22 protein-coding genes are annotated in these 21,429 nt (G+C 72.9%); 17 read left to right on the top strand and 5 right to left on the bottom strand.

Annotated features, from left to right (window positions below):
* Positions 1-351 precede the first annotated feature (351 nt).
* The 9 genes from FH609_RS16210 to FH609_RS16170 all read left to right on the top strand — a co-directional run bounded on the left by FH609_RS16210 (position 352) and on the right by FH609_RS16170 (position 10,358).
* Positions 352-1,320 carry an ABC transporter permease gene (locus FH609_RS16210; protein WP_226961715.1) on the top strand — a complete coding sequence of 323 codons (969 nt, stop codon included), beginning with the start codon at positions 352-354 and terminating at the stop codon, positions 1,318-1,320.
* Between the two features lie 28 nt (positions 1,321-1,348).
* Positions 1,349-3,166: an ABC transporter substrate-binding protein gene (locus tag FH609_RS16205; protein ID WP_139668177.1), complete on the top strand. Its 1,818-nt coding sequence runs from the start codon at positions 1,349-1,351 to the stop codon at positions 3,164-3,166.
* A gap of 91 nt (positions 3,167-3,257) precedes the next feature.
* Entirely contained in the window at positions 3,258-4,235 is a 978-nt protein-coding gene (locus tag FH609_RS16200) for an ABC transporter permease (RefSeq protein ID WP_139668175.1), read from the top strand.
* 15 nt (positions 4,236-4,250) lie between these two features.
* Positions 4,251-5,276, top strand: coding sequence for an ABC transporter ATP-binding protein (locus FH609_RS16195; protein WP_139668174.1), 1,026 nt, complete (start codon positions 4,251-4,253; stop codon positions 5,274-5,276).
* A gap of 169 nt (positions 5,277-5,445) precedes the next feature.
* On the top strand, positions 5,446-6,540 hold the full coding sequence (locus tag FH609_RS16190) for an ABC transporter ATP-binding protein (protein WP_226961752.1): 1,095 nt from the start codon (positions 5,446-5,448) through the stop codon (positions 6,538-6,540).
* Between the two features lie 158 nt (positions 6,541-6,698).
* On the top strand, positions 6,699-6,893 hold the full coding sequence (locus FH609_RS16185) for a hypothetical protein (protein ID WP_139668526.1): 195 nt from the start codon (positions 6,699-6,701) through the stop codon (positions 6,891-6,893).
* Between the two features lie 47 nt (positions 6,894-6,940).
* Positions 6,941-7,828, top strand: coding sequence for an N-acetyl-1-D-myo-inositol-2-amino-2-deoxy-alpha-D-glucopyranoside deacetylase (mshB, locus tag FH609_RS16180; RefSeq protein WP_139668169.1), 888 nt, complete (start codon positions 6,941-6,943; stop codon positions 7,826-7,828).
* Complete coding sequence (locus tag FH609_RS16175) at positions 7,825-8,187, top strand: DUF6113 family protein (RefSeq protein ID WP_139668165.1); 363 nt, start codon at positions 7,825-7,827, stop codon at positions 8,185-8,187. The genes mshB and FH609_RS16175 overlap by 4 nt, the downstream gene beginning before the upstream one ends.
* A 278-nt stretch (positions 8,188-8,465) precedes the next feature.
* A complete protein-coding gene (locus tag FH609_RS16170; protein ID WP_139668162.1) occupies positions 8,466-10,358 on the top strand; it encodes a hypothetical protein in 1,893 nt (630 codons plus the stop codon).
* A gap of 48 nt (positions 10,359-10,406) precedes the next feature.
* On the opposite strand, the gene FH609_RS16165 is transcribed toward FH609_RS16170, so the two are convergent.
* Positions 10,407-11,399 carry a GNAT family N-acetyltransferase gene (locus tag FH609_RS16165; RefSeq protein ID WP_139668160.1) on the bottom strand — a complete coding sequence of 331 codons (993 nt, stop codon included), beginning with the start codon at positions 11,397-11,399 and terminating at the stop codon, positions 10,407-10,409.
* A 127-nt stretch (positions 11,400-11,526) separates the two neighbouring features.
* Here FH609_RS16165 and fdxA point away from each other — a divergent pair, with 127 nt between their 5' ends.
* Together fdxA and dapC are read left to right on the top strand one after the other, a co-directional pair.
* Positions 11,527-11,853 (top strand): ferredoxin, encoded by a 327-nt coding sequence (gene fdxA, locus FH609_RS16160; protein WP_122399184.1) that lies wholly within the window; start codon positions 11,527-11,529, stop codon positions 11,851-11,853.
* A gap of 196 nt (positions 11,854-12,049) precedes the next feature.
* On the top strand, positions 12,050-13,150 hold the full coding sequence (dapC, locus tag FH609_RS16155; protein WP_139668158.1) for a succinyldiaminopimelate transaminase: 1,101 nt from the start codon (positions 12,050-12,052) through the stop codon (positions 13,148-13,150).
* 34 nt (positions 13,151-13,184) lie between these two features.
* On the opposite strand, the gene FH609_RS16150 is transcribed toward dapC, so the two are convergent.
* Entirely contained in the window at positions 13,185-13,460 is a 276-nt protein-coding gene (locus FH609_RS16150) for a hypothetical protein (protein WP_139668156.1), read from the bottom strand.
* Between the two features lie 304 nt (positions 13,461-13,764).
* Positions 13,765-14,724 carry a heavy metal transporter gene (locus FH609_RS16145; RefSeq protein WP_139668154.1) on the bottom strand — a complete coding sequence of 320 codons (960 nt, stop codon included), beginning with the start codon at positions 14,722-14,724 and terminating at the stop codon, positions 13,765-13,767.
* Positions 14,725-14,780: 56 nt separating this feature from the next.
* Between FH609_RS16145 and dapE the strand changes: the two genes are divergently transcribed.
* The gene (dapE, locus tag FH609_RS16140) at positions 14,781-15,887 is read left to right on the top strand and encodes a succinyl-diaminopimelate desuccinylase (protein WP_139668152.1); all 1,107 of its coding nucleotides are present in this window, start codon (positions 14,781-14,783) and stop codon (positions 15,885-15,887) included.
* Between the two features lie 129 nt (positions 15,888-16,016).
* Positions 16,017-16,796, top strand: a complete 780-nt coding sequence (locus FH609_RS16135; protein WP_139668150.1) for a TIGR00730 family Rossman fold protein — start codon at positions 16,017-16,019, stop codon at positions 16,794-16,796.
* Positions 16,797-16,843: 47 nt separating this feature from the next.
* On the opposite strand, the gene folP is transcribed toward FH609_RS16135, so the two are convergent.
* Complete coding sequence (gene folP / locus FH609_RS16130) at positions 16,844-17,704, bottom strand: dihydropteroate synthase (protein ID WP_139668148.1); 861 nt, start codon at positions 17,702-17,704, stop codon at positions 16,844-16,846.
* 153 nt (positions 17,705-17,857) lie between these two features.
* Between folP and FH609_RS16125 the strand changes: the two genes are divergently transcribed.
* Both FH609_RS16125 and FH609_RS16120 read left to right on the top strand, forming a co-directional pair.
* Positions 17,858-18,205: a DivIVA domain-containing protein gene (locus FH609_RS16125; protein ID WP_139668146.1), complete on the top strand. Its 348-nt coding sequence runs from the start codon at positions 17,858-17,860 to the stop codon at positions 18,203-18,205.
* A 356-nt stretch (positions 18,206-18,561) separates the two neighbouring features.
* Positions 18,562-18,729 (top strand): DUF3117 domain-containing protein, encoded by a 168-nt coding sequence (locus FH609_RS16120; protein WP_019434894.1) that lies wholly within the window; start codon positions 18,562-18,564, stop codon positions 18,727-18,729.
* 106 nt (positions 18,730-18,835) lie between these two features.
* On the opposite strand, the gene FH609_RS16115 is transcribed toward FH609_RS16120, so the two are convergent.
* Positions 18,836-19,630, bottom strand: a complete 795-nt coding sequence (locus tag FH609_RS16115) for an O-methyltransferase (protein ID WP_139668144.1) — start codon at positions 19,628-19,630, stop codon at positions 18,836-18,838.
* Between the two features lie 45 nt (positions 19,631-19,675).
* Between FH609_RS16115 and sigE the strand changes: the two genes are divergently transcribed.
* Together sigE and FH609_RS32150 are read left to right on the top strand one after the other, a co-directional pair.
* Positions 19,676-20,515, top strand: coding sequence for an RNA polymerase sigma factor SigE (gene sigE / locus FH609_RS16110; protein ID WP_139668142.1), 840 nt, complete (start codon positions 19,676-19,678; stop codon positions 20,513-20,515).
* Entirely contained in the window at positions 20,512-21,393 is an 882-nt protein-coding gene (locus FH609_RS32150) for an anti-sigma factor family protein (RefSeq protein ID WP_139668140.1), read from the top strand. The genes sigE and FH609_RS32150 overlap by 4 nt, the downstream gene beginning before the upstream one ends.
* Positions 21,394-21,429 lie beyond the last annotated feature (36 nt).

Here is a 21,429-nt window from a genome sequence, read left to right as displayed (position 1 = left end):
CGCCGAGTCGGGGTACCGGGGCGGTGCGGTCCCATGGCCGCTCCGCCCCGGTTCTACGGCACCCGCACGGCCGTACCGCCTCAGTCTGGGGTGCCCGGATATCCGTGTAGGGTCGAGGGCGTTGCCGCCTTGTTAACAGGGTCCATCCCCCGCGCTTCCCCCCTTGTCGGTACATTTCTGATCGCCCGTGATCGGGTCAAGCGCGAAGCGGTGTCAGTTCACCAAATCTTCGCTTACTAATCGCCTTTCAAAGGTGTGTACCTCTGTTAAGCCTTGACGGGAAACTCCCCGCCTTGCGAAAGTCGCGATCTACACGCATCGAACGCGACAGCGCCACCGGGGGGCCATCCGATGTCCAGCGATACCCAGGTCGCCGCCGAACTGGTGGGCCGTTCCCCCGGGCAGCTGATGTGGCGTCGTTTCCGCCGTGACCGGGTGGGCGTGATATCCGCGTTTGTCGTGCTGTTCTTCTTCGCGGTGGGACTGCTCGCGCCGGTCATCTCCTGGCTGTACGGAAAGGACCCGTACACCAGCTACGGCCTGAACGAGCCGGGGCTGCTCAACGAGTTCGGCTACCCGGTCAAGCCCAACGGCGGGATCGACGGCGAGTTCTGGTTCGGCCTCGAACCGTTCATGGGCCGCGACGTGCTCACCCAACTCGTCTACGGCATCCGCACCTCGCTGCTCATCGCGCTGGCCGTGACCGTGCTGGCCACCCTGACCGCGATCCTGCTGGGCATCACCGCCGGCTACCTCGGCGGCAAGGCGGACTTCCTGATCAGCCGGTTCATCGACCTGCTGATGGCCTTCCCCAACCAGCTGTTCCTCGTGGCGTTCCTGCCCATCGTGGCCACCCTCTTCGTCGACCCACGGCAGGAGACCCCGACCACGGTCCGGGTGGTCTCCGTGGTGGTGGTGCTCTGGATGCTCGGCTGGATGACCCTGGGCCGCATCCTGCGCGGCGCGACCCTGGCCCTGCGCGAACGGGAGTTCGTGGAGGCGGCCAAGGTGAGCGGCGCCTCGCCCTGGCGGATCATCCGCAAGGAGCTGCTGCCCAACGTGGTCTCGCCGATCCTGGTGCAGGCCACCTACATGTTGCCCAACTTCGTGACCACGGCCGCCGCGCTGTCCTTCCTGGGCGTCGGCCTGGTGGAACCGACCCCCGACTGGGGCCGGATGTTCGCGATCGGCGCCGATGTCTACCGCGCCGACCTGACCTACATGTTCTTCCCCGGCGTGGCGTTGGTGATCTTCGTGGTCGCCTTCAACCTGCTCGGGGACTCGGTGCGCGACGCGTTCGACCCGAAGACCAACCGCTGACACAACGAACGGGCAGGTGCCTACAACCATGAGCAAGAGGACAACGCGAAGGGCGCGCCTGGCGGGCGCGGCCGTCGCGCTCACCGGCGCGCTGCTGCTGAGCGCGTGTAGCAGCGGCGGCGGAGGAGGCGGCGAGGAGAACGGCTCCGGCGGGGGAGGGACCGAGGCGGAGACCCTGGAGGCCATATCCTTCGCCGACGCCGAGGCGTCCACCGGGCCGGCCGAGGAGGTCCCCGGCGCCACCCCCGGCGGCACCGTCCGCGTGCTCCAGGAGGTCTCGCCCGCGCACCTGGACCCCGGCCAGGTCTATGTCTCGGCCGAGTCGAACATAGCCAAGCTGATGCACCGCGGCCTGACCGCCGTGCGGATGGACAACGAGGGCAACTACTCGATCGTCGGCGACCTGGCGACCGACTCCGGCACCGTCTCCGAGGACGGCCGCAGCTGGACCTACACCCTCAAGGACGACATCTACTTCAGCGACGGCACCCCGATCACCTCGGCGGACGTCCGGCACACCATCGAGCGCACCTTCGCGCCGTTCATCACCAACGGCCCGACGTTCGTCCAGCAGTGGCTGGCCAACACCGGCGGCGCCGACTACCGCGAGCTGCTGCCCGACGGCCCCTACGAAGGCGACCACCTGCCGGACTCGATCCTGGAGACCCCGGACGACAGGACCGTGGTCTTCCACTTCGAGGAGCCGCAGACCGACCTGCCCTACGCGCTGGCGATGGTCGGCTACGCGATGGTCTCCGAGGAGGGCGACACCCGGGAGGCGTACGACCAGGAGCCCCTGGCCACCGGCCCCTACGTGATCGAGAGCTTCCGCCCGGACCGCTCGATGACGCTGGTCCGCAACGAGCACTGGGACCCGGCCACCGACCCGGCGCGCAACGCCTACCCGGACCGGTTCGAGATCACCTTCGGGCACACCACCGACGACTCCACCCAGCGGCTGATGGCCGACAACGGGGACGACCGCTACGCCATCACGTTCAACAACGGCGTGGACCCGGGCAACGCGCCCGAGGTGGCCTCCAACCCGGACTACCAGGAGCGCCTCGTCCAGGGCTACCAGCCCTATGTCGCCACCCTGGCGATCAACGCCGAACGGGTCACCGACCTCAGGGTGCGTCAGGCCATCGCCTACGCGCTCCCGCTCAACGGCGTGCTCAACGCCTACGGCGGTGCGTTCGGCGGCGAGTACGCCGGCGGCCTCATCAGCCCGCTGCTGCCGGGCTACGAGGAGGGCTACGACCCCTACGGCAAGCTGGCCAACCCGCAGGGCGACCCGGAGCGGGCGCGGGAGCTGCTGGAGGAGGCCGACGCGGTCGGCTACGAGCTGAACTACGTGCACCACACCGGGACCGAGGACGCCAGGGCCGCCGTGACCGTCGAGGACGCGCTGGAGGAGGCCGGATTCGTCGTCAACCGCAGCGACGTGCCGCAGACCACCTACTACGACACCATCGGCGTGGTCGACAACGGCTACGACCTCTACCGCAGCAACTGGGGCCACGACTGGCTCTCCAGCGCCACGGTGATCCCGCCGCAGTTCGACGGGCGGCAGATCCAGGACGGGGCCAACAACTACAGCCACGTCAACGACGAGCGGATCAACTCGGAGATCGACCGCATCCGGCAGATCACCGACCCGGCCGAGGCGGCCACCGAGTGGTTCGAGCTGAACAAGTACATCGTCGAGGACGTGCTCACCCAGGTCCCGCTCTACTACTACAAGATGAACATCCTGCATGGCTCGTTGATCGGCGGCGCCGAGTTCAACGACGACATCGGCAGCGTCGACATGCATCGGATCTACGTCATCCAGGACGAGGGCTGACGGTCGCTTCCGACGAGGGGCGCCCGCCGATCGCGGCGGGCGCCCGGCGTCGAGGGCCCGGCCGTCCGCTCTTTCAGAAGGCTGCTATCCGATGTTCCGATTCCTGCTGCGGCGATCGCTCGGCGCCGTCGCCATCCTGCTGATCATCAGCGCCGTCACGTTCTTCCTGTTCTACGCGATTCCGCGCAACCCGGCCCTGCTGGCCTGCGGCAAGACCTGCACGCCCGACCAACTGGCCATCGTGGAGCGGAACCTGGGCATCGACAAGCCGGTGCCCGTGCAGTACTGGGAGTACATGGTCGGCATCTTCTTCGGCCGCGACTACCCCGTGGGCCACTGCCCGGCGCCGTGCCTCGGGTACTCGTTCACCGACAACCGCCCGGTGCTGGAGACCATCCTGGACCGGCTGCCCACCACCTTCTCGCTGGCCGTCGGCGGCGCCGTGGTCTTCCTGGTGGTCGGGCTGAGCATGGGGATGCTGGCCGCCTGGAAGCGCGGCACGCTGCTGGACAAGTCGCTCAGCTCCGCCTCGCTGGTGCTGGGCTCGATGCAGATCTACTTCCTGGGCCCGCTCGCCCTGGCGCTCCTGGTGCACAACACCCAGATCCTCACCCAACCCGAGTACGTCCCGCTCACCCAGGACCCGTTGGGCTGGTTCAACGGGCTGCTGCTGCCCTGGCTGGTGCTCTCCACCATCTTCACCGCCAACTACACCAGGATGGCCAGGGCCACCCTGATCGAGCAGCTGCGCGAGGACCATGTGCGCACCGCGAGAGCCAAGGGGATGTCGCGGTCCACGGTCTTCTTCCGGTACGCCTGGCGCGGCTCGTTGATCCCGATCGTCACCATCTTCGGCATCGACCTGGGCTCGCTCTTCGGCGGCGCGATGATCACCGAGTTCACCTTCAACCTGCCCGGCCTGGGCCGGCTCGCCGTCGACTCGGTCACCAAGTCCAACCTGCCCATGCTCATGGGCGTGATGCTCTTCGCCGCGCTGATCATCGTGCTGTTCAACATCCTCGTTGACGCCTGCTACGCGCTGATCGACCCGCGTGTGCGGCTGGCCTAGGAGCGCTGACAGAAGATGACCACCACCAGCCCCTTTCTGACCGTTGACGATCTGCGGGTGCACTTCGCCACCGAGGACGGCGTGGTCAAGGCCGTCGACGGCCTCTCCTTCGCGGTGGAGCGCGGCCGCACCCTGGGCATCGTCGGGGAGTCGGGCTCGGGCAAGTCCGTCGCCACCCAGACCATCCTGGGCCTGCACAGCCGGGAGACGGCCACCGTCTCGGGCCACATCACCCTGGAGGGGCAGGAGTTGACGACCGCCCCCGAGCGCGCCCTGGAGCGGCTGCGCGGCAACACCGCGGCGATGATCTTCCAGGACCCGCTGACCGCGCTCTCCCCCTACTACACTGTCGGCCGCCAGATAGCCGAGCCCTACCGCAGGCACCGGGGCGCCTCCCGCCGCGAGGCCAGGGAACGCGCCATCGAGATGCTCGGCAAGGTCGGCATCCCGCAGCCCGCCCAGCGGGTGGACGACTACCCGCACCAGTTCTCCGGCGGGATGCGGCAGCGGGTGATGATCGCCATGGCCCTGGTCTGCGACCCGGACCTGCTGATCGCGGACGAGCCGACCACCGCGCTGGACGTCACCGTCCAGGCCCAGATCCTCGACCTGCTGATGGAACTCCAGGACGAGTTCGGCTCCGCCATCATCATGATCACCCACGACCTCGGCGTGATCGCCAGCGTCGCCGACGACGTGCTGGTGATGTACGCGGGCCGCGCCGTGGAGCGCGGCACCGTGCACGAGGTGCTGGCCGCGCCCCAACACCCTTACACCTGGGGGCTGTTGACCTCGATGCCCCGGCTGACCGCCGATGTGGACAAGGAGTTGGTGCCCATCGCCGGCTCCCCGCCCAGCCTGCTCTCCCCGCCGCCCGGCTGCCCGTTCGAGCCGCGCTGCACGTTCGTCGAGGAGGTGGGCCGGGGGCGGTGCGTCGGCGAACGCCCCGCGCTGCCCGAGGGGCGCGGCGCCGCCTGCCACCTCACCGACGACCAGCGGCGGACGTTCTACGGCGAGCGGATCAGGCCCCGGCTGGCCTGACCGCCCGGGCCGGGGCGCCGACCCCGCCCGGCGGCAACCCCGAGAGCAACGCAGCACCGTTCGGCACGTGAGGTAAAGGAACCCGATGAGCATCGCCAACACAGAGAACGACGGGCCGACCGCCCCCGAGGAGCCGACGGCACCCGAGGGCCGGACCCCGGGGGCCCTGATGACCGTCGAGGGCCTGACCAAGCACTTCCCGATCAAGGGCGGCTTCCCGATCAAGCGGACCGTAGGCGCGGTGAAGGCGGTGGACGGGCTCGACCTCACCATCAGGGAGGGCGAGAGCTTCGGCCTGGTCGGCGAGTCCGGCTGCGGCAAGTCCACCACCGGGCGGCTGCTGGCCCGCCTCCTGGAGCCGACCGCCGGGCGCATCACCTACCGCGACCGGGACATCACCCGCGCCAGCCGCCGCGAGCTGGCGCCCGTGCGGTCCGAGATCCAGATGATCTTCCAGGACCCCTACTCCTCGCTCAACCCCCGGCAGACCGTGGGCACCATCGTCGGCTCCCCCCTGGAGATCAACAACGTCGACCCGCCCGGCGGGCGCGAGGCCAGGGTGCGCGAGCTGCTGGACACCGTCGGCCTCAACCCGGAGCACTACAACCGGTTCCCACACGAGTTCTCCGGCGGCCAGCGGCAGCGCATCGGCGTCGCCCGCGCGCTGGCCCTCGAACCGCGCCTGATCATCGCCGACGAGCCCGTCTCGGCGCTCGACGTCTCCATCCAGGCCCAGGTCATCAACCTGCTCCGCCGGGTGCAGCGGGAGCGCGGCATCGCGTTCCTCTTCATCGCCCACGACCTGGCCGTGGTGCGGCACTTCTCCCAGCGGATCGCGGTCATGTACCTCGGCAAGATCGTCGAGGTCGGCGACCGCACCGCCATCTACGAGCGCCCCCGCCACCCCTACACCCACGCGCTGCTCTCCGCCGTCCCCGAGGCCGAGCTCGAGCTGGCCGCCAGCCGCGCCCCCGCCGGGGAGGGCGACGGCGCCCTCGCCAAGCCGTCCGCCGAGCCGTCCGCCAAGCCGTCCGCCGAGGCATCCCCGAAGGAACGACCCCCGCGCCGCGAGCGCATCCGCCTTGAGGGGGACGTTCCCTCGCCGAGCAACCCGCCCTCCGGCTGCCGGTTCCGCACCCGCTGCTGGAAGGCCCAGGACCGCTGCGCCACCGAGGAGCCCCCGCTGGTCCGCGTCGAGGGCAACGCCGAGGGCCACCTGACCGCCTGTCATTTTCCGGAGGCAGGTACCGTTCTGGTCGAGTGAGCGGGGGGCGTGCGCCCCTGATCTGCTCCTGTGCACCGCGCCGTGCGGGGGCCACGGAACGTTATGATCCGTGACGCATGGCGGGAAGGCGCGTCCAACGTGGGGTGGGTCGTCTCACCGTGCCCTTGAACAGGCGCGAGTCCATGGAGGTGATCCGGGTGGGCCTCACCATCTCAGCTTCACTGCTGCTGCTGGTCATTGTCATCCTGCTGGTCAGGAAGGCAGGGCTGAAGGTGTTGCACGCCATCGTCTGCGTGCTGCTCGGCTTCTATCTGGCCGGCTCCAACATGGCCCCCACGATCGACAACTTCAGCAGCAGCCTCGGCGAGATGATCAACTCCCTGAGCTTCTGACCGAGCTGCGAGAGCCCGTCCGGGCCGGGGATCAGTAGGCTGCCTCCATGAGTTCCGGCCCGTCCGGCGTGCTGCTGGTGCACGCGCATCCCGACGACGAATCGATCAACAACGGCGTGACCATGGCCGCCTGCGCCGCCGCCGGCACCAGGGTCACGCTGGTCACCTGCACGCTGGGCGAGGAGGGCGAGGTCATCCCCGACTCGCTCACCCACCTCGCCGCCGACCGCGAGGACGCCCTGGGGCCCTACCGCGCCGACGAGTTGGCCACCGCGATGGCCGCGCTCGGCGTCACCGACCACCGGCTGCTCGGCGGCCCCGGACGCTACCGCGACTCCGGAATGCTGGGCCTGCCCAGCAACGACCACCCCGACGCCTTCTGCCGCGCCGACCTCGACGAGGCCGCCGGGCTGCTCGCCGAGATCGTCGTCGAGACCCGCCCCCGCGTCGTGATCACCTACGACCCCGACGGCGGCTACGGCCACCCCGACCACATCAAGGCGCACCGGGTCGCGATGCGCGCCGTCGAACTGGCCGCCGCCCGGCACCGGGTGGACCGGGTGCTGTGGAACTGCCTCCCGCTGAGCGAGGTGGAGCGCCACCTCACCCGGCTCCGGCAGGACGGGCCCGGCCGGTTCCCCGACGTGGTCACGGTCGGTGACCTGCCCGGGGTGGTGCCGGACGCGGAGGTGGCGCTCGCGGTGACCGGCACCGCCGAGGCATATGCCGCCAAGCAGGCCGCGTTGGGCGCCCACGTCACCCAGATCGAGGTCGCCGGCGAGACCTTCGCGCTCTCCAACGGGCTGGCCCAACCCCTGTGGCGCACCGAGTACTTCCGGCTCGGCCTCGGCGAGCCGGTCCCGCCCGGCTCGACCGACGACGTGTCCGGGATCTTCGCCGGGCTGGCCGCGCCGGGCGCCGGGGAGGAGCGATGAGGATCGCCGGCCATCTCGGCCTCGGCGTGCTGGGCTTCGTCGCCGGGGTCGCCGGCTCCCTGGTCCAGGGCGGCTGGTTCCCGCTGGGCGTGCTGCTGGCGCTCGGCGGCTGCGCCGGCCTCTTCTGGGGCGGCGCGCTGCTCACCCGCACCCGGGTCGGCGCCGCCGCGCCGGCCGGCGGCTGGCTGCTGTCCGTGCTGGCGCTCACCGTGACCAGGCCACAGGGCGACTTCGTCTACGCGGCGGGCGCCGGGAGTTACGTCTATCTCCTGGGCGGGATGACGGTGGCCGTGGTGTGCGCCACGTTGGCGCCGACCGAACGCCCGCTGTTCGCCCTGGACCAGCGGACCGCACGGTAACGCCCCTGCTGAGAGCGGGTGTCGGGGTGGGGCACTGATGTGCTGATCCTGTGCTGAGGGCGTGGCGGCTCGCGGACCCCAGTATCGTGGGGCCAGCCGCCGCCCCCGGACAGCGTTCCGGGCCGGCCGGTGAAGCCCAACCGGGAGATCCAGCCTTGAGTCGTGAAACTGACAATTCGCCCAACCCCCGGGGGTGGGGTGACCCCCAGCGCAACGAGGGGGAAGCAGCGGCCCGTCCGGGTCCTCCGCCGGCGGAGGAGAAGAAGACCGAGACCACGATGACGACCCGCGCGCGGATCAACATCCCCGGGTCCCGGCCCATTCCACCGATCGTCGTCCGGGAGACCGTGGACGAGGAGGCCGCGCGCTCCGCCGCCCCGCCGCCGCTGCCCACCCGGAACAAGCCGGCGCCCGGCGCCAGGCCCGACGGCCGGGGCACCGCGGGCCGGCCGGCCGACGGCGCGAGCGGCGGCGCGGACTCCGGCAAGAAGACCAGCTCCTGGTTCGAGCCCAAGAAGCCGCCGCAGACCGGCGCCGTGCCGCAGGCACACCCCGACGGGCCGGTGCCGGGCGAGCCGCCGCACGAGCCGGCCGGGCCCGAGACCCCGCCCGGCGGCCACCCCCAGCTGTCCGACACCCCGGCCGGCGGCGTGCCGGGGCTGGGCGGCGAACGCCAGGGCGCGCCCGCCTGGTTCCCCGCGCCCCACGAGACCCCGGCGGCCGGCACCCCGGCCGTCCCCCCGCAGGGGCCCCTGCCGCCCCGGCCGGTCGGCCCCACCACGGGGCCGGGCTCGGGATCGATGACCGTTCCCCCGGTCGCGCCGACGCCGATGGGCGGCGAACACCCGCCCGGCATCCCGCCGCAGGCCCAGGCCCCGACGCCGCAGGGCCCGCTCGCCGCCTCGGCCGCCCACCAGGACCGGCCAGGCGGTCCGGCCCCCCGGCCCGGCGGCCCCGCGCCGCGCCCCGGCGGGCTGCCGCCCGACGAGGACCCGGCCGGCACCACCATGGACCTGGGCGGCCCCTTCCCGCCCGCGCCGCCGCCCGGCGTGCGCGACGGCGACCCGGCAGCGACCGGCCAACTGCCGCGCCCCCTCGCCCCCGAGGACACCGGCGCCGGCCCCACCGTTCCGCCGCCCGGGCCACGCCCGCCGGCGGGCGACGAGCCCCCGCCCGCCGGGAGCGCCGCGCCCAAGCCGGCGCCGCGCGGCCGCTCCAAGGTCAAGCTGCTGGTGATCGCGCTGGTCGGCGTCGGCGTCGTCGCCTACGGCGCCGGCCTCTTCCTCAACCCCGAGGACGTGCCCAAGGGCACCGAGGTGCTGGGCATCGACATCGGCGGCATGTCCACCGAGGACGCGCACGGCCTCCTCGACACCCGCCTGGACGCGGCCAACAACGAGCCGCTGATCCTGGTGATCGACGGGCAGGAGGTCGAACTCAAGCCCACCGTCGCCGGGTTGGCCGTCGACACCGAGGCCACCGCCAGGGGCGCCTCCGGCACCGACTACAGCCCGGTCTCCGTGATCGGCTCGCTCTTCGGTTCGAGCCGGGAGGCCGAGGCCGTCTTCTCCGTGGACCGGGAGAAGCTGACCGTCGCCCTGGAGGACCTCACCTCGGGCGCCGGCGGCACCGGACCCGTCGACGGCACCGTGGTGTTCGAGAACGGCCAGGCCATCGGCCGGGCCGGGCAGGCCGGTTCGGCCATCGACCCGGCGGCGGCCGCCGACTCGGTCGAGGCCGCGTTCCGGGAGCGGGCCGCCGGCGGCCCCAACCAGCCGGTCGAACTCCCGGTCACCACGCGGGAGCCGCTGGTCGGCGAGGAGCAGGTGCAGCAGGCGCTGGAGGAGTTCGGCGAGCCGGCCATGTCCGGCTGGGTGTGGCTCTCCGCCGCCGGCATCGAACTCCCCATCAGCCAGCAGACGTTGAGCGGGGTGCTCAGCATGGAGCCCAGCGACCAGGGGAACCTCCAGCCGGTGATCGACCCCGACGGGCTGGCCGAGCTGTACGGCAGCACCTTCGACGGGGTGATGATCGACGCCGGCAGCGGCCTCGTCGAGATGACCCCCGAGCACGCCGCCGCCGCGCTGATCCCGGTGCTGCGCGAGCCGGCCGTCGCCAACGAGGGCCCCGACCGCAGGATCGCCGAGGTCGAGGGCGCCACCCTGGGCTGAGCCCGCCCGAGCCCCGCGCACCGAATCGCCGCCAGGACGGCGCCCGCCTCAACCGGCGGGCGCCGTCCGGTAGTGGTAGTGGTGGTGCTCCGCGAAGCCCAGCCGGTCGTAGAGCGCGCCGGCCGCCGCGTTCTCCCGCGTCACCTGGAGCCAGGCCGCCGAGGCGCCCTCCGCCAGCGCCGCCCGCGCCAACTCCGCCATCAGCGCGGTCGCCAGGCCGCGCCGCCGGTGCGCCCGGTCGACCTCGATCGAGCTGAAGCCCGCCCACCGGCCGTCCACCACGCACCGCCCCACGGCGGCCGGCGGCTCGCCGGCACCGGCCGGCACCTCCCCGAACAGCACCAGCGGGCCGCCCGTCAACACCCGCCGCGCGGTGGCCGGATCGCGCAGCGCCGACCGGTTGGCCGCCAGCCAGCCCTCGGTCAGCTCCCGGCCGACCACCACCCGCCCGTCGGGCTCCCGGTCGGCCAGCGGCGCCAACGCCCCGACGCGCGTGGCGGTGAACCCGTCGGCGGCCCAGCCCAGCGCGTCCAGCGCGGCCACCAGCCGCTCGTCCGCGCCCTCGGCGCCCGTCGTCAGCTGGAACCTCGCCGGCAGCCCACGCGCCGCGTACCAGGCCACCACCCGCTCGCGCTCCGGCCCGCCCGGGCCGAGCCTGACCGCCGAGTTGGCCCGCCGCGACCAGCCGGCGCCGGCCCGCAGCAGCCAGCCGCCGAGCCGTTCCGCCTCGGGCGCCGGCCAGCTCCGCGCCGCCACGGCCGCCAACTCCGCGACCGAGGCCGCCGGTACGCCCCGCCGCCGCGCCGGGGCGGCCGGCACCACCTTCCCCGCGACCAGCGCGGACTCGGCCAGCCGCACCGTCTCCCCGGTCCGCCGGGTCACCGACAGCACCCCGTCCGTCCACGAGCTGAGAATTCCCAGGGTGTCGGTGAACGTCGTCGCCCCGTCCCCGGCCCCGGTCAGGGACCGGACCGAGACCCGTTTGCCCACGTCAGCGGCGGTGATCCGGACTTCGAGCCGGGCCTTCACACGAAATTGCATACCCCTAGCAAACCCCCCTCAGGTGTGCGCAACGCTGTACAGCGGCGATACTAGGGTCCGAGCATCAGCGATGCCGCGCCCACGTGCGCCAGGCGGACCGGCCGCCATGACGAGGAGGACTGACAGCGTGACCTACGTGATCGCCGAGCCCTGTGTTGATCTCAAGGACAAGGCATGTATCGAGGAGTGCCCCGTCGACTGCATCTACGAGGGGCAGCGCGCTCTCTACATCCACCCCGACGAGTGCGTGGACTGCGGTGCCTGTGAGCCGGTCTGCCCGGTCGAGGCGATCTTCTACGAGGACGACACCCCGGACGAGTGGAAGGACTACTACAAGGCCAACGTCGAGTTCTTCGAGGAGCTTGGTTCCCCCGGCGGGGCCAGCAAGTTGGGCCTGATCGAGCGCGACCACCCGCTGATCGCCGCCCTGCCCCCGCAGAGCCACGACGAGTGAGGGAACGGCCTCGGGGGACCGGGGCCGTTCCGCTCTTCCGGTCCTCGACCCGACGAACGACCGTGCCCTCCGAGGTCCGCACCGACGTTCCCCCGAGGTCCGCACCGGGGTCCCACCGAGGCCCTGACCCAGGTTCCGACGTGAGTCCCCGCGTGCCCCGTGCCGCCGAGGACTCCCGAGCGAGGAGTGCCACCCCGTGCCGTCCGCCGTCTCCGCCCGCCTACCGGTCTTCCCCTGGGACCGTCTTGAGCCCCACAAGGCCACCGCCTCGGCGCACCCGGACGGCATCGTGGACCTGTCCGTCGGCACGCCCGTCGACCCGGTGCCCGACCTCGTCCAACGGGCCCTCGCCGACGCCGCCAACAGCCCCGGCTACCCGACGGTCTGGGGCACCCCCGCGCTGCGGGACGCGATCGTCGACTGGTGCGCCCGCCGCACCGGCGCGGTCGGCCTCGATCACCGGGGCGTCCTCCCCGTGATCGGCTCCAAGGAACTGGTCGCCTCGCTGCCCTCCCAGCTGGGCCTCGGCCCCGGCGACCGCGTCGCCTACCCCGAGCCGGCCTACCCGACCTACGAGGTCGGCGCCCTCATCGCCCGCGCCGAGCCGGTGCCCTACACCGGCTCGCCCACCGAACTCGACCCCGAGGGCCTGCGGCTGCTCTGGCTCAACTCCCCGTCCAACCCGACCGGTCGGGTCCTCGACGTCGCCGAGCTGCGCGCCGTCGTCGCCTGGGCGCGGGAGCACGGCGTGCTGGTCGTCAGCGACGAGTGCTATCTGGAACTGGGCTGGGAGGCCGAGCCGGTCTCGGTGCTCCACCCCGAGGTCTGCGGCGACGACCACCGGGGCCTGGTCGCGGTGCACTCGCTCTCCAAGCGCTCCAACCTCGCCGGCTACCGGGCCGCGTTCCTCGCCGGCGACCGCGAGGTGCTGGGCGAGCTGCTGGGCGTGCGCAAGCACGCCGGGATGATGCTGCCGGCCCCGGTGCAGGCGGCGATGGCCGTCGCCCTGGGCGACGACGAGCACGTGGCCGAGCAGCGCGCCCGCTATGCCGCGCGCCGTGCGGCGCTGCGTGCGGCGCTGACCGTGCGGGGCTTCACCGTCGAGCACAGCGAGGCGTCGCTCTACCTGTGGGCCACCCGGAACGAGCCCTGCTGGGACACGGTCGCCGAGCTGAGCGAGCTCGGCATCCTGGTGGCGCCCGGCGCGTTCTACGGCGCGGCGGGCGAGCGGTTCGTCCGGGTCGCGTTCACCGCGACCGACGAACGCGTCGCCAGCGCGGTGGCGCGCCTCTCCTGAAGGCCCTCCGGGGGAGGCGCGCCCACGGTTCCGCTCAGCGGGCGGTCATGCCCGTCAGCAGCGTGCCGCCCACCCGGGCCCCCTCGCGGAGCTTCGGGGCGACGTCGGCGCCGGCCTCGTTGACCACGCCGACGGCCGACCGGCCCAGGCCGTTGACGGTCTCGCCGACCACGTCCGCCTCGCCGGCGTCGGGCGTGGTGGCCGCCGGGCCCGCCGCCTGGGCGACGGTCGCGGTGCCCAACAGGCCGGCGGCGCCGGCCACTCCACAGAGCGCCGCCCGAACCAGGGTGCGCCGTACGGGACGTGACATGAGCTTCTCTCCTCGTGAGGGGGAACGGACGCGGGGGTGGCGTCCGCCGTGCCTATCGACCGCCGGCGGCGCGGGGTTGCGGCCGGCGCGGGTAAAGAATCGGTAATCCGCCGGCCGGTCGTTTGATAGTCCGTCAGCTATCCGGAGCCGGTCGGTGGGAAATCCCGGAGCGCCTCGGAAAACCCTCGTGCGGCACCGCACCGAACGACGCCGAACCGCGCGTACAAAAACCCGGGGAACGAACGGAGTTGGGCCGCGCCGGCGCCGTTCGGTACCGCGTTAACGCTCGACCGTATTCATTCGGTCACTCAGTGCTGGTGACCAGCGAAAGGCGGACCGCCCCGCGCGAATTCCCCCCGGAATTACCGGATTCCCCGGAATCGTCGGTGGCGTCGTCGGCGTCCTCGGTGCCGGCGGAGTCCTCTCGCCAGCCGTCGTCCGAGCGTTCCGACTCCCAGCGCACCCCGTCCCAGCTGACCTCCGACACCCCCAACTGCCCGGCCCGCGCGACCAGCCAGTGCGCCAGCTCCCAGCCCGGGTCCGACGTCGCCTCGCCGCCCGCCTCGGCCAGCGTCACCGTCAACATCCCCGAGTCCGCGCCCGAGCCCTCGACCGTCGCCCGCCCCGCGAAATCCGCCGCCAACTCCCGTTCCAGCTCCGCCGGATCGCCCGCCCGTGGGTCGTTGCCCGTCACACAGCTCAGCGCCCCCGGCACCCGGCCGGTCAACGCGCCCGACAGCAGCGTGGCGTTGGCCTCGTGCTTCGCGTACTCGTCGGGGAAGGCGCTGCGTTGCACCTCCTGGGCCGCCTCGGTCAGCGGCAGCTCCTCGTACGCCGGGATCTCGACCAGCTTGTCGTAGAACGCCCCCGCCGCGTACACCGGGTCGGTGACCTGCTCCTCGCTGCCCCACCCCATCGAGGGCCGCTGCTGGAAGAGGCCCAGCGAGTCGCGGTCGCCGTAGTCCAGGTTGCGCAGGCTGGACTCCTGCATCGCGGTCGCGATGGCTATCGTCACCGCCCGTTCGGGCAGCCCGCGCGAGGTGCCCACGGCCGCGATGACGGCCGCGTTCGCGGCCTGCGCCGGGCTCAGCCGGTGCGGCTCGGACTCCGGGTCGGCGCCGCGCACCGCGCAGTGCGGCTCGCTCCGGCTGCCCGACTCGTAGTGCACCAGGGCATAGACGCCCACGCCCAGCAGCACCAGGGTGGCGGAGGCACCGCGCACCAGGCGGCGTCGACGTCGCGAGGTGGTCGTCCGTTCGGGCACGCGACGAGGGTAACCGCTGGGCCCGGCCGCCCTTCCGGCGCGGGTACCGTGACCCCATGGAACGACCGGCGACGCAGACCACGGCCCCCGCACCGCGACTCGACCTCGACCTCGACGCGGCGGCGCTGACCGCCAGGTTGGTGGACATCCCGTCCGTCAGCGGCACCGAGGAGCCGCTGGCCGACGCGGTGGCCGAGGCGCTCGCCGCGCTGCCCTGGCTGCGGGTCGACCGCTTCGGCAACAACGTGGTCGCGCGCACCCAACTCGGCCTGGACCAGCGGGTGGTGCTCGCCGGCCACCTCGACACCGTGCCGGTCGCCGACAACCTGCCGTCCCGGCTGGACGACGAGGGCGTGCTCTGGGGCCTGGGCAGCTGCGACATGAAGGCGGGCGTCGCGGTGCAGCTGCGGATCGCCGCCACCGTTCCCCGGCCCAACCGCGACCTGACGTTCGTCTTCTACGACAACGAGGAGGTCGAGGCCGACCGCAACGGGCTCGGCCGGCTGGCCGCCGCCCACCCCGACTGGCTGGCCGCCGACTTCGCGGTGCTGCTCGAACCCTCCAACGGCCAGGTGGAGGGCGGCTGTCAGGGCACCCTGCGCGTCCACCTGCGGCTGCCGGGCCAGCGCGCCCACTCGGCGCGGAGCTGGATGGGGGTCAACGCGATCCACGCCGCGTCGCCGGTGCTGGCCAGGCTCGCCGCCTACCGGCCGCGTCGGGTCGAGATCGACGGCCTGGAGTACCGCGAGGGCCTCAACGCCGTCCGCGTCGAGGGCGGCGTCGCCGGCAACGTGATCCCCGACTCCTGCACGGTCACCGTCAACTACCGCTACGCGCCCGACCTGGACGAGGAGCGGGCGCTGGCCCATGTCCACGAGGTCTTCGCCGACTGCGGCGTCGCCGAGTTCGTGGTCGACGACCACTCGCCCGGCGCGCTGCCCGGCCTCTCGCACCCGGCGGCGCGGGCGTTCCTGGACGCGGTCGGCGGCGTTCCTTACCCCAAGTTTGGCTGGACGGACGTCTCCCGGTTCAGCGCCCTTGGAGTGCCGGCGGTCAACTACGGCCCGGGCGACCCGAGTCTGGCCCACCGGCAGGACGAGCGGGTCGCCACCGAGGCCGTGCTGGCCTGCGAGGCCCGGCTGCGCGCCTGGCTGGGCGGCTGAACGTCCCCGCCGCCCCTTCGAGGGGGCGGCGGGACCGGGGGACCCGGCGGGCGCCGCCCGGCCGGGAGCACGGCGAAGCGATCACAGATCCCAGAGCACACATCACAGAGCACAGGTGAGGAGCGCGCGATGAGCGGGAGCGCACACGCCCCCGGCGATGAGCCGTACGCCGAGCGGCCGGTGGAGGCCGGCCAGCCCCGCGAGCAGCGGCTCGGACCGGTCGTCCGGCGCCGGCAGCAGGTGACCACCGGCACCGCCGACCAGCGGCTGTTGGACTCCAGGGGCCCGTCCGACTGGGTCCACCAGGACCCGTGGCGGGTGCTGCGCATCCAGTCGGAGTTCGTCGAGGGCTTCGGCGCGCTGGCCGAACTCGGGCCCGCCGTCTGCGTCTTCGGCTCGGCCCGCACCGCCCCCGGCAGCGTCGAGTACGAGCTGGCGCGGCGGATCGGGCAGGGCCTGGCCGAGTCGGGCTTCGCCGTGATCACCGGCGGCGGCCCGGGCGCCATGGAGGCGGCCAACCTGGGCGCCAGCGAGACCGGCGGGGTCTCCGTAGGGCTGGGCATCGAGCTGCCCTTCGAGCAGGGCCTCAACCCCTATGTCGACGTCGGGATCAACTTCCGCTACTTCTTCGTCCGCAAGACCATGTTCGTCAAGTACGCCCAGGGCTTCCTGGTGCTGCCCGGCGGCCTGGGCACCATGGACGAGCTGTTCGAGGCGCTGACCCTGGTGCAGACCCAGAAGGTGACGCGCTTCCCCATCGTGCTGGTTGGCTCCGCCTACTGGGGCGGGCTGGCCGACTGGCTGCGGAACACCGTGATCGCGCAGGGCAAGGCGTCGGCGCGCGACGAGGAGCTGTTCCAGATCACCGACGACGTGGACGAGGCCATCCGGCTGGTCACCAAGCCCTGAACGGACCACCGTTCCCGAAGGCCCGCTCGTCGTCGGCCGCCGGCGGTTCAGGCCAGGCCGCGCCTGGCCACCGCCGGCTCGCGGTGGCCGGCGATGGCGGCCACCATCGCCAGCACCTCCCGCGTCTCGGCCACCTCGTGCACCCGGTAGACCTGGGCGCCCAGCCAGGCGGAGACCGCCGTGGTGGCCAACGTCCCCAGCAGCCGCTCCTTCACCGGGCGGTCCAGGGTCTCGCCGACGAAGTCCTTGTTGGAGAGCGAGACCAGCACCGGCCAGCCGGTCGCCGTCATCTCGTCCAGCCGCCGCGTCGCCTCCAGCGAGTGCCGCGTCGACTTGCCGAAGTCGTGCCCCGGGTCGATCAGCACGCCCTCCCTCGGCACGCCGAGCGCCACCGCCCGCTCGGCCAGCCCCACGGTCACCCGCAGGATGTCGGCCATCACGTCGTCGTAGCGCACCCGGTGCGGGCGGGTGCGCGGCCTGGCGCCGCCGGCGTGGGTGCAGACCAGCCCGACGCCGTGCCGGGCGGCGACCTCGGCCAGGCGCGGATCGACGCCGCCCCAGGCGTCGTTGAGCAGGTCGGCGCCGGCCGCGCAGGCCGCCTCGCCCACCTCGTGCCGCCAGGTGTCCACGCTGATCACCACGTCCGGGTGGCGCCGGCGTACCTCGGCGACGAAGCCGGCGGTGCGGCGGATCTCCTCCGCCGCGTCCACCTCAGCGCCGGGGCCGGCCTTGACCCCGCCGATGTCGATGATGTCCGCGCCCTCGTCGACGGCCCGCGCCACCCGCTCCAGGGCGGCCCGTTCGGCGAAGGTGGCGCCCCGGTCGTAGAACGAGTCCGGGGTCCGGTTGACGATCGCCATGATCACCGGCTGGTGGGTGGCGAACTCCCGTGTGCCCAGGCGCAACATCCGGCTCAGCTCTCTCTCGGGTTGTTCTCGCGGTTCGTTCCGGGCCTCCCGGGTCCTCCCCGGGCTCCCCCGGCCCGACCTTCGAACCTACCTGTCCCGCCCGGTCATTCCCCGTGCGAGACTCCGGGGCAGGACTCACAGGGGAGAGCAGCCGTGTTCTGGTTCTTGATGGTCGCGATGGTGGTGGTGATCGCCGCGGTCACGCTCGCGGTGCTGAGCAGCGGGGACGGCACGGGCGCACCGGCCACGGGCGGGCTGCGCGACGTCCAGCCCGACCGGCCGGCCGATCCGCTGCCGCTGGACCGGCCGCTGGCGCCCGCCGACCTGATCCGGGTCCGGCTGCCGGTCGCCCCGCGCGGCTACCGGATGGCGGAGGTGGACGACGTGCTGGACCGGGTCGCCGCCGAACTCGCCGAGCGGGACGCCCGGATCGCCGACCTGAGGCACCTGTTGGAACAGGCGAGGAACGAGGCCGCGCAGCGCGGGGGCGACCGGGACTGAGGCCGCCGGCTTCGAATCCGGTCGCCCGATCGGAATGCCCGCCGAATCGCCCTTCGCGCCCGGCGGATTCCCGGCCGACGCCCGCCTGACGGCCGGCCACCGAGGCGGCGGCGCACCCGGGGAGTCGGACCAACCTGCCGAGTCCCTGAGGGCCCCGAGAACGCCCCCGAAGAACCGTGGTATCGCGGGCGATCCCCGAATTGAGTGGTTTTGCGTGTGTGCGTTGCCGAAGGGAGACCGCCCAATGTTGGTCACGGGACCCATTCATGCGGGATAATGAAGGCAAGCAATGTGTTCGACGCCGAGGGCGCTCGCGTCATCGGCTGCGACGAGCTGGTTCAGGAAGGGGAACGAGCATGGCGGCCATGAAGCCGCGGACGGGCGATGGTCCGCTTGAGGTGACCAAGGAGGGGCGGGGCATCATCATGCGCGTTCCGCTCGAAGGCGGTGGCCGACTCGTTGTCGAGCTGACCCCGGACGAGGCGGTCGCACTCGACGAGGAGCTGAAGAAGGTGACCGGCTGACGCCGCCGCGTTCCGCGTTGACCCTGTGGCGCCGCCCCGGAACATGTTTCCGGGGCGGCGCCACGCGGCTTTCGGGGCCGATCCCTGGCCTCGTCCGGGTGCGGGCTCAGACCCGGGCGGCGCAGAGCAGCCCGTCGCCCACCGGCAGCAGCGCCGGCGTCAGCTGCGGGCTCTCCCGCACCGCGCGCAGCAGCTCCCGCAGCCGGCGCACCTCGGTGGGCGCGGCGGCCGAGTCCACCGTCCGGCCGCCGGCGAAGACCCCGGCGAAGCAGACCATCCCGCCGGGACGCAGCAGCCGCAACGATTCTGCGAGGCACTCCAGGTACTCCAGCCGGTCGCCGTCGCAGAAGACCAGGTCGTAGCCGCCGTCGGTGAGCCGGGGCAGCACGTCCAGCGCGTGGCCCGGGATGATCCGGGTGCGGTTGGCGGCGAAGCCCGCCAGCCGGAACGCCTGCCGGGCGAACTGCTGCCGCTCCGGCTCGGTGTCCACCGTGGTCAACACCGCCTCCGGGCGCATCCCGGTCAGCAGGTGGATGCTGGAGACCCCGGTCCCGGTGCCGATCTCCACCACGGCCCGCGCCCCCGAGACGGCGGCCAGCAGCCGCAGCGCGTCCCCGGTGCCGGGGGAGACGGCGCGCACCCCGGCCTCGCGCGCCCGCTCGCGGGCCCAGCGCAGCGCCGTCCCCTCGGCGCTCTCGGCGTCCGGTGCGCCATACGCCTCGGCGAACGCCCAGCTCGTCAGCCGGTTGCCGGTAATGGCCCTCTCCTGTCCCCGTCTGTCACGCGCCTCGACTGTATCGACTTCGGACGGGAACCGGACGCCCGGCTCTGACGTTGGTCGTAAGACGACGGTGCTGCCGAGGCGTGGAGTCGGGACCACTCGACGACGGGTCGAAGGCATTGCCGGCCAACAAATGCTTATCCGGAGCTAACGGGCGAGGTGGCTATGGTAGGGGCTCCACTGGACACCACCAGAGCCGACAGGGGAGGTGCGGCCGCGTCCACCGGCCGGGGGGTGCTCACGCGCATCCGGCGGTCCTTCGGCGGGCCGAATTCCGTGACAGACAACGCTGACAGCGACCGAGCGCAGGCCACCACCGAGTCAGCCGACGGCACCACCAACGCCGTGGCCACCTTCAGCGCGGGCGCCGACAGCCAGGGCTGGGCCCCTCCCACCTGGGAGGAGATCGTCAGCACCCACAGCGCGCGGGTCTACCGTCTGGCGTACCGCCTCACGGGCAACCAGCACGACGCGGAGGACCTCACCCAGGAGGTCTTCGTGCGGGTCTTCCGTTCCCTGTCGACCTACACCCCCGGCACCTTCGAGGGGTGGCTGCACCGGATCACGACCAACCTCTTCCTCGACTCGGTCCGCCGCAAGCAGCGGATCAGATTCGACGCCCTCGGGGAGGACGCCGCCGACCGGCTGCCCAGCCGCGAGCCCACCCCGCAACAGCACTTCAACGACACCCACTTCGACGCCGACGTCCAGCAGGCGCTGGACACCCTGGCCCCCGACTTCCGCGCGGCCGTGGTCCTCTGCGACATCGAGGGCCTGAGCTACGAGGAGATCGCCACCACCCTTGGCGTGAAGCTGGGCACCGTGCGCAGCCGCATCCACCGGGGCCGTTCGCACCTGCGGAAGGCGCTGCGCCACCGCTCGCCGGAGGAGCGCGGCTCCCGCGCGGCCCAGCCCGCCGAGCCCGAGGCGTCGCTCCCGTCCGCCGAGCCGGCCCTGGCCGTGGCGCCCGGAGCCCCGGGATCAGTGGAAGGCGCGATGGAGTGACCTCGACCGCCGAAACGGACCCGGCCGACCGGCATCTGGGAGAGAGCCTCGCCGCCCTGGTGGACGGCGAGCTGTCGCACGACAGCAGGGACCGCGTGCTGGCCCACCTGGCCACCTGCGCCCACTGCAAGGCGGAGGTGGAGGCCCAGCGCGCCCTGAAGAGCGCCTTCGCCGCCAGCCCGCCGCCCGCGCTCTCCGCCGGCCTGCTCGCCCGCCTCCAGAACGTCCCGGCCGACAGCGGCCTGGACACCCGACCTCCGGGCCCCGGGCCCACCCCGCCGGGAGACGCCGGCCCGCCGGCCGCCGGCACCCCTCCCAAACGCTCCGGTGGTCTCCGCCTCGACCTGCTGCCCGGCGGCCGGGGGCGTTCCTCGCTGCTGGCCCCCGCCGCCCCCGCACTGGGCGGCTCCGGCGGCTCCGCCGGCTTCCGCATACACGAGCCGGTGGCTGCCCGGCTCCCTCGCGGCCATCGCATCGCCTTCGCCGCCGCCGGAGCGGTCTCGTTGGCGGCCTTCGCCATCGGGGGCGCCGTCTCCGGCGTCGCCAGCCCGACCGGCAGCTCCGCCGCGTCCAGCGCGGTGGCCGCCGGCAGCGGCACCTCGGCCGGTTCGGCGCCCCGCCCGATGGGCGCCAGGGCGGAGGAGGACGTGCAGCGGCAGCAGGGCGTGGCCCAGGTGCTGCCGGTCGCCGACGTGGGCGAGACCACGCCGCCGACGGGCCGGCAGTTCACCTTGCTCGGCAGCAGCCTCCCGGCGGCGCACGGCGCCTCGCCGGTGCCCCGGGCGACGCCGCCGGCGACCACGGCCGAGCCGGTCATAGGCCCGCTCCGCCCCGAACACACCAGCTCCAGCGCGCTGGGCGCCGTGAGTCCGCGCTGAGTTCCGCCGCCTCTGATTGAATGCGACCCCGTAGGC

The organism is Streptomyces sp. 3MP-14 (genome assembly GCF_006334905.2).
Classification (GTDB): Bacteria; Actinomycetota; Actinomycetes; order Streptomycetales; family Streptomycetaceae; genus Streptomyces; species Streptomyces triticirhizae.
The sequence above is the reverse complement of the archived record's forward strand: the minus strand, read 5'-3'. Positions and strand labels throughout refer to the sequence as shown.